Source organism: Halomonas sp. BC04, assembly GCF_000568385.1.
This window is the reverse complement of the sequence record NZ_AZQX01000402.1, coordinates 1-12,105: the sequence shown is the minus strand read 5'-3', so window position 1 is coordinate 12,105 and position 12,105 is coordinate 1. Positions and strand designations below refer to the sequence as shown.

General features: G+C 60.9%; 11 protein-coding genes and 1 pseudogene. 6 read left to right on the top strand and 6 right to left on the bottom strand.

The annotated features are described in order from the left end of the window. Nucleotides 1-149 precede the first annotated feature (149 nt). On the bottom strand, nucleotides 150-404 hold the full coding sequence (locus Q427_RS26685) for a Txe/YoeB family addiction module toxin (protein WP_043518526.1): 255 nt from the start codon (nucleotides 402-404) through the stop codon (nucleotides 150-152). Next, on the bottom strand, nucleotides 401-652 hold the full coding sequence (locus Q427_RS26680; protein WP_043518524.1) for a type II toxin-antitoxin system Phd/YefM family antitoxin: 252 nt from the start codon (nucleotides 650-652) through the stop codon (nucleotides 401-403). The genes Q427_RS26685 and Q427_RS26680 overlap by 4 nt, the downstream gene beginning before the upstream one ends. Before the next feature lie 487 nt (nucleotides 653-1,139). On the opposite strand from Q427_RS26680, the gene Q427_RS26675 reads away from it, so the two are divergent. Further along, nucleotides 1,140-2,693 carry an alpha/beta fold hydrolase gene (locus Q427_RS26675; RefSeq protein ID WP_081786235.1) on the top strand — a complete coding sequence of 518 codons (1,554 nt, stop codon included), beginning with the start codon at nucleotides 1,140-1,142 and terminating at the stop codon, nucleotides 2,691-2,693. Between the two features lie 196 nt (nucleotides 2,694-2,889). Here Q427_RS26675 and Q427_RS26670 read toward each other — a convergent pair whose 3' ends face one another. After that, nucleotides 2,890-3,483 (bottom strand): phosphate-starvation-inducible PsiE family protein, encoded by a 594-nt coding sequence (locus Q427_RS26670; protein WP_231613943.1) that lies wholly within the window; start codon nucleotides 3,481-3,483, stop codon nucleotides 2,890-2,892. 122 nt (nucleotides 3,484-3,605) lie between these two features. Here Q427_RS26670 and Q427_RS26665 point away from each other — a divergent pair. The 4 genes and pseudogenes from Q427_RS26665 to Q427_RS26650 all read left to right on the top strand — a co-directional run bounded on the left by Q427_RS26665 (nucleotide 3,606) and on the right by Q427_RS26650 (nucleotide 7,869). Beyond that, nucleotides 3,606-4,111: pseudogene (locus tag Q427_RS26665) on the top strand (DUF6622 family protein). 521 nt (nucleotides 4,112-4,632) lie between these two features. Continuing rightward, nucleotides 4,633-5,490: an SDR family NAD(P)-dependent oxidoreductase gene (locus Q427_RS26660; protein ID WP_081786234.1), complete on the top strand. Its 858-nt coding sequence runs from the start codon at nucleotides 4,633-4,635 to the stop codon at nucleotides 5,488-5,490. Continuing rightward, nucleotides 5,487-5,942: a GNAT family N-acetyltransferase gene (locus Q427_RS26655; RefSeq protein ID WP_043518522.1), complete on the top strand. Its 456-nt coding sequence runs from the start codon at nucleotides 5,487-5,489 to the stop codon at nucleotides 5,940-5,942. Before Q427_RS26660 ends, Q427_RS26655 begins: the two co-directional genes overlap by 4 nt. Nucleotides 5,943-6,054: 112 nt before the next feature. Continuing rightward, entirely contained in the window at nucleotides 6,055-7,869 is a 1,815-nt protein-coding gene (locus Q427_RS26650; RefSeq protein WP_051496749.1) for a diguanylate cyclase domain-containing protein, read from the top strand. A 115-nt stretch (nucleotides 7,870-7,984) separates the two neighbouring features. Here the strand turns inward: Q427_RS26650 and Q427_RS26645 are convergent, their stop codons facing one another. Beyond that, nucleotides 7,985-9,370 carry a sensor histidine kinase gene (locus Q427_RS26645; RefSeq protein WP_051496748.1) on the bottom strand — a complete coding sequence of 462 codons (1,386 nt, stop codon included), beginning with the start codon at nucleotides 9,368-9,370 and terminating at the stop codon, nucleotides 7,985-7,987. Further along, nucleotides 9,367-10,119 (bottom strand): response regulator, encoded by a 753-nt coding sequence (locus Q427_RS26640; RefSeq protein WP_043518520.1) that lies wholly within the window; start codon nucleotides 10,117-10,119, stop codon nucleotides 9,367-9,369. Before Q427_RS26640 ends, Q427_RS26645 begins: the two co-directional genes overlap by 4 nt. Before the next feature lie 272 nt (nucleotides 10,120-10,391). Between Q427_RS26640 and Q427_RS26635 the strand changes: the two genes are divergently transcribed. After that, nucleotides 10,392-10,895 carry a cytochrome b gene (locus Q427_RS26635; protein ID WP_043518518.1) on the top strand — a complete coding sequence of 168 codons (504 nt, stop codon included), beginning with the start codon at nucleotides 10,392-10,394 and terminating at the stop codon, nucleotides 10,893-10,895. A 145-nt stretch (nucleotides 10,896-11,040) separates the two neighbouring features. On the opposite strand, the gene Q427_RS26630 is transcribed toward Q427_RS26635, so the two are convergent. Then, nucleotides 11,041-12,105: diguanylate cyclase (locus tag Q427_RS26630; RefSeq protein WP_231613941.1), on the bottom strand; the 1,065-nt coding region annotated here is incomplete at its 5' end.

Below are 12,105 nucleotides of genomic sequence, written 5' to 3'. Positions count from 1 at the left end.
CGGCGGAGGCCGCCGTCGCTGGTGGTAACTGCCAACGCCGGGCAACACCGCCGGGAGCCTTCGGCCTCCAGTCGCCGATGCGTCGGACCGGAGCTAAAACGTCCTCCGACAGCGGTGTGGCACCGTGGGCAGATAGAGCCACTGTTAAATCAGTAGTGGTACCGGAGCTGGGCAACGAGCAAAGCGTCATCCGTGACCTTGTAGACCATGCGGTGCTCGTCGTTAATTCGGCGGGACCAGTAACCAGCGAGACTGTGTTTTAGGGGTTCCGGTTTGCCGACGCCCTCGAACGGTTCTCGTTTCGTCTCCTTGATCAGCTTGTTGATTCGGTTCAGGAGCTTTTTGTCGGTTTTCTGCCAGTACAGATAATCTTCCCAGGCGTTTTCGGAGAAGACGAGCTTCATTCAAGAAGTTCCTTTTCTTTGCCGCCGCCTTGCTCCAGCTCGGCAACGGATTCCAGCAAACGACGGGCGTTCTTTGGTGCGCGCAGGAGGTACGCAGTCTCTTGCAGCGCCTCATAGTCCTCAAGAGAGATCATTACCACGGATTGCGACTTGCTCCGGGTGATGATTACCGGGGAATGGTCTTCACAGACCCGTTCCATAGTTTTTGCAAGGTTGGTTCTAGCGGCTGTGTAGCTAATGGCATCCATAAGGCGCTCATGTACAGGATATTGTTCATGTACAGTATGCCGTACTTTATTGGGTTTAACAATCGGCTGCACTGCGCCCTATTTTCCGCTGGTCCGCAGCTCCAAACCTGCGCGTAAGCCGGGCGTTGGAGCGCTGCTCCGCATCGCGACTGGCGCCGTCAGGCGCCGGCGGAGGCTGCCGCGCGCGTGGGTACTGCCAACGCCGGGCAACCCCGCCGGGTAACACCGCCGGGCAACACCGCCGGGAGGCCTTCGGCCTCCAGTCGTGAGCTGAAGCTTCCTCCGACAGCAGCTTGGCACCGTTGGTGGAAGGGGCGCTGTTGGAGCGCTGCTTTGCATCGCGACTGGCGCCGTCAGGCGCCCGGCGGAGGCCGCCGTCGCTGGCTGCGAGTGCCCCTTTCCCCCTCATTTGACGCCCCGGTGCCGGCTAACTAGCTTGAATCGGCAAGTCCCGATAACAGCAAGAACAACCCGATGGAGGCGTGTCATGACGATTCCTCCCTGGCAGCACGGCCAGTCCCGTGGCCGGTTCCTGACGGGAGCCCTTTCGCTGTCGCTGCTCATTGCCCATTCAACCGCTTACGCGCAAACCAACGAGTCCGACACGGTGCCGCGGCTGGAGTCCACGGCGTGCGTGACCGAGGCGCTCACGGAGCTGGGAGCCGACTGCTACACCTTTCACGGCTACGAGAACTGGGACGAGCCCGGCGACAATCGAATCCAGGTGCCAGTGGCCGTGATCGAGCCCGATAACGGCGAGGCGGAGGAGATGCCGGTGTTCTTCTTCCCGGGTGGGCCGGGCTACTCTTCGCTGGGCCTTCGCGACTACATGGAGCAGTTGCGCAAGGACATCGGCAACCGCACGTTGGTGACGATGGACCACCGCGGCTTCATTCATGCCGAACCGGCGCTGGAGTGCCCCGACTACGCGGCCGTGTCGCCGTACCACAACATCATCCACACCCCTGCGATCACCTCGTCGCTGAAGCCGATGGAGCGCCTTGAGGCGATCACCCGCGAGGTGGAGGCCTGCTACCAGAAGCTCACCGAGAAGGGCATCGACGTCACCCAGTACAACCAGTATGCCGTGGCGCGTGATGTGGACGAGATACGCCAGCTGCTGGAATACGATGTCATCGACGCCTTCGGTTCCTCGACGGGCAGCGGCACCGTGCTCTCCTTCATCCAGTACCATCCCGACAGCATTCGCGCCGCGATCCTCGGCTGGCCCTGGTTCAACCATCTGCGCAACCGGCCGCCGGTGGACGAGTTCTACACCGCCAAGCAGACCTTCACCGATACGCTGGCGCTGTGTGCGGCAGAAGACCAGGCGTGCCGCGAGATGTTGCCCAACTGGATGCAGGCGCTCGACAGGGCGCGTCGTACCCTGGACGGCCGGCCCTACGTGGTCGATGTCGGGGGCGACGCCGACAATGGCGAAACGCTCTACTTCGACGGCGCCGCCTTCCTCGACACGCTCTACCTGATGCTGCCCGCGGCCTATGCCGAGCTGCCCAGTATCCTTGTCGACATCGAGGCGGGCGACTATGCACGGCTGGAAGAGTTCTTCCTGATCGAAGACTACGATCCCGAACCGGAAGCCCCCAACTATGCGCTGGGCTACTTCCTCGCCCATGTGTGCAACGACATGGGCACCAACCGGCCCACCCGAGAGGACTCGATCGCCGCCGTGCAGACCGAGCCGGCCATCCTGGGCTTCGAGCCCCCATGGGTCTGCGGCTGGTGGGGCGAAGACGGAGCCGTGCCCGCCGAGCACAACGATCCACCGGTATCGGATACCCCGGCCCTGGCGATTCATGGCCAGATGGACCCCTGCTGCGGCACGCGCTGGAGCGAGCATGTTCGCAAGACCATGCCCAACCTGCAGTACGTCGAATTTCAGGGGCTGGGGCACAACCCCGTCAACGAGTGTCGCTCTACCATGATCAACGCCTTTCTCGACAGCCCGAACGAGCCGGTCGATGATAGTTGCAGGAACGAGGTGGAACTGGAGCCCTGGGTCATTGAGCCGGCACAATAGCGGTCTCCACCAGGCCTCTTTACTCGCCGACCAGAGGTTTTTCCACATACGCCAGCATCCTGGCGAGACAGTCATGCTAAGCCTTGAGCTGTTCTCGCCTGGATGCCGGCTAAGTGAGCTAGCGCGAAAGTGAGGCCATGGAGCCTGGAATTGACAGCGTGACTTGTCATTCTATTCAGGCACCCACATAAGGCCCCTAGGGTCTTCGCGTTACCAGCCAGTGGGTAATGCCGAGCGCAAGTACGACGGCCGCGATCGCCATGATTTCCATCGCAGTGACGTAGTCGGTGTCCATGATGATCACCTTGCGGGCGATTGCCATGAGCGCAGTGGCGATGACCAACTGGATCGGCAACATGTTGGTGCCCAGATAAAGACGAATGTTGATGAAAATCTCGATGGCGATGAGTACCACCATGAAGGCACTAAAGATGGCGAAGATATCGCTCACCTCAAACAGCATGAAGGGGGGCGTCATCAATCGGGTGTACAGCATGTAGACCACGTCGATCACACCCCAGATAATGACCAGTACCATCAGGATGGACAGCACCTTGACAGCGAAGCGTATGATGCGGTGCAGGTGCCTGATCAGAGGATCTTCATGCTCCTCCGGCAGTTCATCGTGGTAAAGGCGATGCTTCAGCAAGCGCTTGGGGTCTTCTACACGCGGCTCTTCCATGGGACCACCCTTCGGGTTCGTCAGGCCTTGTTGCCATCCCGTATGATCATTAAAGGTGAAATAAAGTTGCCGAACACGTTCACAAGACCATGCTGCAACCTGCAGCAAGTCGAATCCCGGGGGGGAGGGGGCGGGCCATTCCAGCGGGGCTGCTACGTGAGTGAGCACTGACTGGGGCGCGTGGCTTACCCCTGCTATGCTGGGGCGATACAAGCCGCAGGGAATCGACCATGTTCATCGAGATAATCAGAAACACCCCCCTATGGGTATGGCCGTTGCTGCTGTTTCTTCTCTTCAGGGGCTACCAGCAGAGCAAGGATCGCACCGTCGGCCTTTCCAAGCTGGGCATCCTTCCGGCGATCTTCCTCTTCCTCGGTTTCTACGGCCTCATTCATGCATTCGGTGCCCATCCGCTCAACCTGGCACTCTGGGCGCTCGGCATCGGCCTTGCCGTACTGCTTCACCTCAAGCTCGAACTTCCCAGGGGAGTGCGGTTCTCCCCGCAAGAGCAGGCCTTTCACGTACCGGGAAGCTGGCAGCCGCTCGCCTCATGCTGGCCATCTTCTGCACCAAGTTTGCGGTAGGTGTCACGGTGGGCATGCAGCTACCCATCGCCGATACGGCCATCTTCGCCGCCGCCGTCAGCCTGGTCTATGGCTCCTTCGGTGGCATGTTCCTGGGGCGAGCGGTCGTCATCTGGCGAAGCGCGCAGCTTGCCCATGTCGAGCGGACTTGAGGAACGCAGATTCCGATACGATCTGCCGCAGACTTCGCCAAACGGCATAGGGTAGAGGTCTCACGACCGAAGAGGCGGCGCGTTCCAGAAGTCCCGTTTGATATCACAATTACCGACCTTGAGGTTTTCCCGCTGCCCATCAATAGATGACGAGAAATGTGCAGCAACGACCCTCTTTTATTGCCGATTTGCAGTGGGCCGAATGGTGTTTAATGCAATAAATTAAATATATCTTTTGGCGTGATACGTGCGATATGAATAGTTATCAGCATCGTTGCCTCGTCTTTCAGTCTGGCGTCATTCATGGTTGATATGGCGGAAAAGAACCAACCAGAAACAGCCGAATGGCATGAATTTGTCAGGTGGCGTCAGGCAAGGGACCCCGATACACTCCTTGCAGGAGGTACGCTTTTCAATTCCCGCGCGGCTCACAAGCAAGAATGAACTACTCTCCTTAGACGCGTTTTCGTCGGAAAGCTTCTCCTCCTCCACAATGATCCCATGTTTCAAGGTGAGTAATGATGAATAACCTGACAGGAAAAGTAATCGCAGTCACCGGTGGTGCGGGTGGCATCGGCGAGGCTACCGCTCGTATGGCGTATTCACAGGGGGCGAGCGTGGTCTTGACCGACCTGGAAGCTGGACCGGTTGAAGCCATAGCGGAGTCCCTGGGTGAGCGAGCGATGGGGCTAGCCGTCGACGTGAGCAAGCGCGAAGACAATGAACGGATGGTAGCCGCTGCGTTGGAGCGTTTTGGTCGCCTGGACGGGGTGTTCCTGAACGCGGGTATCGAGGGCGAGGTCGGTCCCTTCGACAGCCGTACCGATAGCGCCTGGGAAAAGGTTTTCGCGGTCAACGTCCATGGCGTCCGCTTTGGTGTGGAGGCTTCGCTGCGGGCGCTGCGCCAGGCTGGCGGAGGTAGCATCGTGATGACATCCAGTGTGGCAGGCTTGCGGGGTGCCTCGGGCCTTTCGCCCTATGTGAGCAGCAAGCACGCGGTGGTCGGCATGATGCGCTGCCTGGCGGCGGAGCTTGGTCCGGAAGGCATTCGGGTCAACACGCTGAATCCCGGCCCGGTGGACAACCGCATGATGCGTTCCATCGAGGAGCAGGCGAACCCCGGGCATGGCGATGAAGTGCACAAGATGTTCGCTTCCCGGGTGCCATTGGGCCGATACGTCACCAATGAGGAGTGCGCGGCAATGGCGGTATATCTGCTCTCGGATCTGGCCTCGGGTTGCAATGGCAATACCTACCTGGTCGATGGCGGCTACTGTGCCAGTAGCGCTTGGCAAGATGCGCCGTCCATGACGTTCGGCATGGGCGCCCAACCGGGCGTGCCAGCCGCATCCAGAACAACAAGTCGGGAGTGGCAATGACGACTTTCAAGACAGCCTTCGTGACCGAGAGCGACAAGGGCGAATGGCGTCCCCTGTTCGACGGCTATGCCGAGTTCTACGGCGTGCCGATGGAAGATGCCACCGCTGACACCGTCTGGCGCTGGTTGCTGGACCCCGATCATCTTCTGGAAGGCATCCTTGCCAGGGATGAGGGTGGCAGGGCGGTTGGTTTCGTCCATGTGCGGGCCTGCCCCAGGCCCCTGGGCGGCTGTGACGTCGGCTTTCTCGACGACATGTTCGTGGCCCCCGACGCGCGAGGCAGCGGCGTGGCCGAGGCGCTGTTCACGGCCCTGAAGGAGCTCGCGGAAGAGCGCGAATGGCCGGCGATTCGCTGGATCACCCAGCACTACAATGAGCGGGGCCGGGCTTTCTACGACCGCTACACGGATGGGCCGAGCGACTTCATCATGTACCAGTGGAAGCAGGAGTAGGCTGGGCCCTGACGCGTCCCGGCACTGGCCGGCCAACCTGGTCCGGAGCACGGATCAAGAACTGTGGGATGATGCCGATACAGCAGTATGAGTCAGCGAACGGGGGCAGTGAATGACACTTGGCGACGGCATGGTGTCGAGTTCCGCCTACCAGGCGCTACTCGACAAGGTCAGCGAGCTCGAGAAGGCTGAGCGGGTTCAGCGAGCACTTTATGCCATCTCTGAACTGGCTGGAGCACAGTTGGAGATGAGCGAGATGCTCAGCCGGCTGCACGCCATCATTTCTGAGCTGATGTATGCGGATAATTTCTTCATTGCCCGTTATGACCATGACTCGCAACAGGTCCGATTCCTCTATTTTGCCGATGTTGCGACGGTTTTCTCGGATGTCACGCCGGCCGGGATGGACGCGGCGATTCCGCTGGATGAGCTCGAGTACAGCCTGACCTGGTATACGATTCGCCTGGGCAAGCCGCTTCGCGGCACCCTCGACAAGATTGGTGCCGAATTGCCCGGTGAGTTCAGGCCGCTTGGGGTGGTACCGAAGGACTGGCTGGGCGTTCCCATGCTCGAAGGGAGCCAGGTGCACGGCATTCTCGTCGTTCAGCACTATGAAGAGGCCGAGGTATACGGGCCTGACGACCAGGCTCTGCTGAGCTTCGTGGCCAGTCATATTCTGACGACGCTGCAGCGGCGTGAAAATCTGGAGAACCTCGAACGGGCGGTTGCGCTGCGCACCAGGGAGCTGGCCGACGCCAATACCAAGCTGCTCCGGGAGATCGCACAGCGCAAGCGTAACGAGTTGATCCAACGCGCGCTCTATCATATCGCTGAGCAAGCAAGCGACACCGGCCGGGAAAAGGATTTCTACCGCACCATCCACTACCAGCTGGGCAACTTGCTGTATGCCGACAATTTCTTCATCGCGCTGTTGGTTGACGATGGCAAGGCGATCGACTTCGCCTACTATGCCAACGATTACGACCCGCCGAGCCCGAAGCGGCGCCTTCGCGATGGCTTGACCGAGCATGTCTTGCGCCTCGGCGAGGATGTGCTGCTCGACAGGCGCCAGATTGCGGCACTCGAGGCCGAGGGCAGCATTGCGATTACCGGCCGTCGCCCCCACTCCTGGCTCGGCGTGCCGCTTCGCTGTGAAGGACGGGTACTGGGGGTCATGGCCGTGCAAAGCTACCGCGATGACACCCTTTTTCAGCGGGAGGATTCGGAACTCCTGCGGTTCGTCTCCAGCCAGATCGCCAGCAGCCTTGAACGCAAGCGTGCCCTGGCCTCTCTGCGCGAGGCCAAGGCGACCCTGGAGCTAAGGGTGCGGGAACGCACCTGGGAGCTGGAAAAAGAGATCGCCACCCGCAAGGGCGTGGAACAGCAACTCAAGCATGAGGTGATGCACGACCACCTGACGGGCCTGCCCAATCGGGCGCATCTGCTTGAACGACTCGAGCAGTCGTCGCTACGGCGCGAGACGGGTGGGGAAAGGCGAGGGTTCGCCATCATGTTCCTGGATGTCGACAGCTTCAAGGTGATCAATGATGAGCATGGCCACATCATGGGAGACATGGTGTTGAGGGAAATCGCCGAGCGCCTGAAATATAGCGTCAGACCACCCGGCCTGGCCGCTCGCCTCTCCGGCGATGAGTTCGCTATCCTGCTGGAGGGCATCGAACATGACGACGAAGCCGTCACGGTCGCCACTCGATTCCTGCGTACCCTGGAGCATCCCATTTTACTGGGAGGCATCAGCCTGGACGTTGCCGTGAGCATAGGGATTGCCACTCATGACGAGACGGTAATAACGCACTCCGACTTGCTGGGAAGAGCGGACAAGGCGATGTACCAAGCCAAGAGCGAAGGGCGTAGTCTCTATCGCCTGTACGCTTCCAGCAGCGAACCCCCACCGGAAAACCGCTGAGATAAAGCGCTGTGCGCCGACACCGTTCCAGCATTGGCTGTGGCGGTTCGGTGGGCTGTGCAAGCTGAGAGTGAGTCGGTGGAGACGCAGGAGATTGCTTCTGTGACACCAGCCTTTACTTCTTGGCTTCTTCAAGCCTGGAGGGCTTGAACTCTCCACTGGCCAGCGGCAGGCCTACCCTGGCACGCAAGCCACCGCCCGCTCGGTTGGATAGTACGACTTCACCGCCATGGGCGCGCAGAATTGCCTGGGTGATTGGCAGCCCCAGCCCGATCCCGCCTGTTTCCCGTGACCGTGAGGCTTCAAGCCGCGTAAAGGGGTCGAAGACGCGGTCAAGGTCCTCGGGAGGAATGCCAAGCCCAAAATCATCGATCAGGATTTCAGCGTCACCATCTGATCTGCAGACCGTAACCCGCGCACCGCCACCATAGAATTGGGCATTCTCGAGGAGGTTCCGCAGTGCACGACGCAAGGGCGTTCGCCGTACAGATGTGATTACCGGCCGTTCCGCTTCCACCACGATCCCGGGGCCGGTCGCGGCCAATTCTTCCGCGAGGTCACGGAGCATATCGACGAGATCCACCTTCTCCATGGGTTGGTCCGTCGAGATGCCGCGGGCGAAGGCGAGCGTTGTCTCGACCATGTCCTGCATCTCGTCGAGGCTGGCTATCATTCGCTCACGGGTCTCGTTGTCATCCACCATTTCGGCGCGCACCTTCAAGGCCGTGATCGGCGAGCGCAGGTCGTGCCCGAGTGCGGTCAGCATTCGAGTGCGATCGTTGATCAGTCCTGCGAGCCGCGCATTCATGCGCGTCAAGGCCGCAGAGAGTACGTGCACCTCCCGTGGGCTACTCTCTGGCACGTCGGGAAGCTTGGCGCCCAGGTCGGCCTTGTCGGCGGCCGAGGCCAGCTGGCTTAGGGGAGTCGTGATCCGGCGCAAGCCGAACCACAGCGCCGCCATGAGAAGTGCCAGCGACAGAAGCGTGGCGCCAATTATCGCAGGTGGTGCCTGCAGATCGGGCCGCTGGAAGCGTGCAGCGACATTGAGCCATTCGCCGTCGGCAAGTGGAATCGATATCCGAAACTCCACGGGCGCGACCCCGGCAACGCGCATTCGCTCATGTAGCCAAGCGAGCGCTGCCGGTGGTTCGGTCAGTTCCCCGCTGTGGGGTGACACGGGCAGCTCGTCGGTGCGCATGTCGAGCGTTGCTGTCTGTCCGTGCCCGCCAGTCTCGACCAGCGGCATATTGTCCACGCTGAACTGCACCAGGCGAGAGTTAGCCGCGGCAAGAATGCTTGCGTGGCTCGCTTTCGGTGCCGTTTGCAACGCTCTAGCGACGGCGGTGGCACGTTCGACGGTCTCAAGGCGCTGAGCGGCCCGTAACGCCGCGCCACGCTCGTCGGTGGAAAGCCATATGCTGATCGCCTGCGCTGCCAGGAAAGCGGCCAGGATTAGTAACGCCAGTTGCCCCAGCAGGCTGCGAGGCGCGAGGCGCTTCATGTCGCCTCGCGCACATCGGCGGCCAGGCTGTAACCACCGGCGCGGACTGTCATGATGATACGGGGGTGTGACGGGTCCGCTTCCACCTTTCGGCGCAGGCGGCTGACCTGGTTATCGATAGTACGGTCGTACACTTCGGCAGTTCGTCCGCTGGTGATGTCGAGCAATTGATCCCGTGAAAGCACGAAGCGCGGTCGCTCGAGAAACGCCATCAAGAGCTTGAACTCCGCCGTGGTCAACGAGACCTGAACGCGTGCTTCCCCAGGGCCTTGTTGCTCGCGGCTGAGCTCTCGCGTATCGGTATCCAGGAGCCAGCCGGCAAAGGCCAGTTTCCGCCCCCCTGGCTGGCTTGCCAACGGCACGGCGTGCTTTGACCGGCGAAGGATTGCCTTCACGCGCGCCAGTAGCTCCCGTGGATTGAAGGGCTTCACGAGGTAATCGTCGGCACCGACTTCCAGGCCGACAATCCGGTCCGTGTCCTCGCTGAGCGCGCTAAGCATCAGCACCGGCGGCCCATTGGAGGTTGCCAGGCGACGGGCCGCCGATAACCCGTCTTCGCCGGGCATCATCACGTCCAGCACCACGAGATCAAAACGGCCCGCCTCGAGATGTGCATCCATCTCCGCTGCGTTCCTGGCGGCGGTTGCTTGCATTCCGTTCTTTTCGAGGTAGCGCGTTACGGCATCGCGGATTTCACGATGGTCGTCGACGACAAGAATATGTGCGACAGGGTGCGTGTGATCGTTCATATCTTCTTTTTACGTGGGTTCCCGTTCCCTGGGTATGATTCACGTCGGGTTATTCGCAATCTCCCGCCTTGCGACAGATTGATACAATTATCCGTCTTGTCGGCACACTCCTGAGACAGACTTCCGTCATCTTGTTCTCATCGGTACCACAACCAAGAAATGCAAAGGGAAGCGCAGGTCGATCCCGGCCCTGAGTCGCATCTCATCGCCCGATAAAAGAAAGTCGGGGCACGCTACTGTGCCCGCATAGCCCACGATAGAGGCAATGATTCATGACCGCCCAAACCAAAGCACCGCAGGGATACTCCACCGCCCAGATAGTCCTGCACTGGGCAGTCGTCGTTCTGATAGCGGCGCAATACATCTTCAAGGACGCCATCTCGCTCGCATGGGACGCGATCCGGGCGGGCGAGACCTTTGCTTTCTCCCCGTTGATTCTTGCCCATGTCGTCGGCGGCGGTCTGATTCTCGCCTTCGTCGTCTGGCGACTGGTCCTTCGCTTCAAGCGTGGCGTACCCGACGCGCCCGAGAACGAACCCGCTCCGCTGAAGACCCTGAGCCATGTGGCGCATTGGGCGTTTTACGCGGTGCTGGTCGGGATGGCCATGTCAGGCTCGCTCGCCTGGTTTGGCGATGTGTCCCAGGCCGCCCAGGTACACAATATTCTCAAGGTGATCCTGCTGGCTCTCATCGCGCTGCATGTGCTGGCGGTCCCGTTCCATCGCTTCGTGCTGAAGAACAACGTGATGCAGCGGATGATCCGGCCCGCCGACTGATGAACCCTCTTTCAACCGCTCATTTCCAAGGGCCCTGACGTAACTGGCGGAAGCCCGCGGATGGCCCGCCGTTCGTAGACCCTCTGCGGACGCTGCGGGGTCGTTCGCACCTGGCACCAGGCATGACAGCGATTGTCATCCTAGCCTATGGTGCTGCCGCCACCGGCTCTACTCCACCCGCCAATGCTGGGCCGCCGCAGACGCAGTTGCGCCCATTTGCCTTGGCCTGGTAAAGCCGTTCATCGGCGACTCGGCTGAGCGTATCCAGGTCCATCCCGTCGGGCCCATATTCGGCGACGCCGATGCTGACGGTGAGTTTAAGGATCTTGTCCTGGTGCTCGATGGCCAACTGTTCCAGGCTCTGGCGCAGCTCCTCCGCAACGGCGACAGCGCGTTTGCCATCGGTGTTGTTCAGCAGTACCAGGAATTCCTCGCCGCCAAAGCGTGAGATCAGGTCGATCTCCCGCAGGCGCTCCCGCAGCATACGGGCGAAGGCCACCAGCACCGTGTCGCCGGCCTCGTGACCGTGCTCGTCGTTGATCCGCTTGAAGCGATCCAGGTCCAGCATCAGCACCGACAGCGGGGTTCCATTGCGCTGCGCTTGTGCCCGTTCCCACTGGAAGACATCGTTGAGGCGCATGCGATTGGCTAGCCCGGTCAGCGGATCGACCGTCGCCAGGCGCGTCAACTTCAGCTCGGACCGTTCGCGGGTGCGTTCGTAGAAGTGTGACAGGCCCAGGGTGGTCAGTGCGGCGATGATGGCGTTGGACAGCACCTCCACCCGAACGAGTTCGGGGGTGCCGCCAAAGCGGTAAAAAAAGATGGCGCCACCAACCCCCATATAGCCCAACGACAGCAGCAGGCCTAGCCTGGAGCCGAGCAAGAGATGGGTAATGAGCGGGATGATCAGCAGCCAGATGAAGGCGTACGCCGAGATTTCCGGACGGCTCAGCACCAGGATCGTTGCCGACAGCAACACCAGCATGAAGCGCAGGCACCATGCCTGAACGCGCTGCGTGCGACGAACCACGACCAGCAGGCCAGCGGCGAAGACGGCCAGGGCAACCTCGATCCAGGCGACCAGGATCATGCCGTCGGGAAAGTTGAGGGCCGCAAAGAGGAGGGCGCTGATGACGGTGACCAGCAGCATTGCCTGCAGCACCGCCCGGCGATGTTCTTGATCGGCTTGGTAAGGATGCATGCACGGGCC

Bases quoted from the DNA above. Each gene is read 5' to 3' on its own strand.
- Q427_RS26655 (WP_043518522.1), top strand. From the start codon at position 5,487: ATGACGACTTTCAAGACAGCCTTCGTGACCGAGAGCGACAAGGGCGAA.
- Q427_RS26685 (WP_043518526.1), bottom strand. From the start codon at position 404: ATGAAGCTCGTCTTCTCCGAAAACGCCTGGGAAGATTATCTGTACTGG.
- Q427_RS26675 (WP_081786235.1), top strand. From the start codon at position 1,140: ATGACGATTCCTCCCTGGCAGCACGGCCAGTCCCGTGGCCGGTTCCTG.
- Q427_RS26660 (WP_081786234.1), top strand. From the start codon at position 4,633: ATGAATAACCTGACAGGAAAAGTAATCGCAGTCACCGGTGGTGCGGGT.
- Q427_RS26635 (WP_043518518.1), top strand. From the start codon at position 10,392: ATGACCGCCCAAACCAAAGCACCGCAGGGATACTCCACCGCCCAGATA.
- Q427_RS26650 (WP_051496749.1), top strand. From the start codon at position 6,055: ATGACACTTGGCGACGGCATGGTGTCGAGTTCCGCCTACCAGGCGCTA.
- Q427_RS26640 (WP_043518520.1), bottom strand. From the start codon at position 10,119: ATGAACGATCACACGCACCCTGTCGCACATATTCTTGTCGTCGACGAC.
- Q427_RS26645 (WP_051496748.1), bottom strand. From the start codon at position 9,370: ATGAAGCGCCTCGCGCCTCGCAGCCTGCTGGGGCAACTGGCGTTACTA.
- Q427_RS26680 (WP_043518524.1), bottom strand. From the start codon at position 652: ATGGATGCCATTAGCTACACAGCCGCTAGAACCAACCTTGCAAAAACT.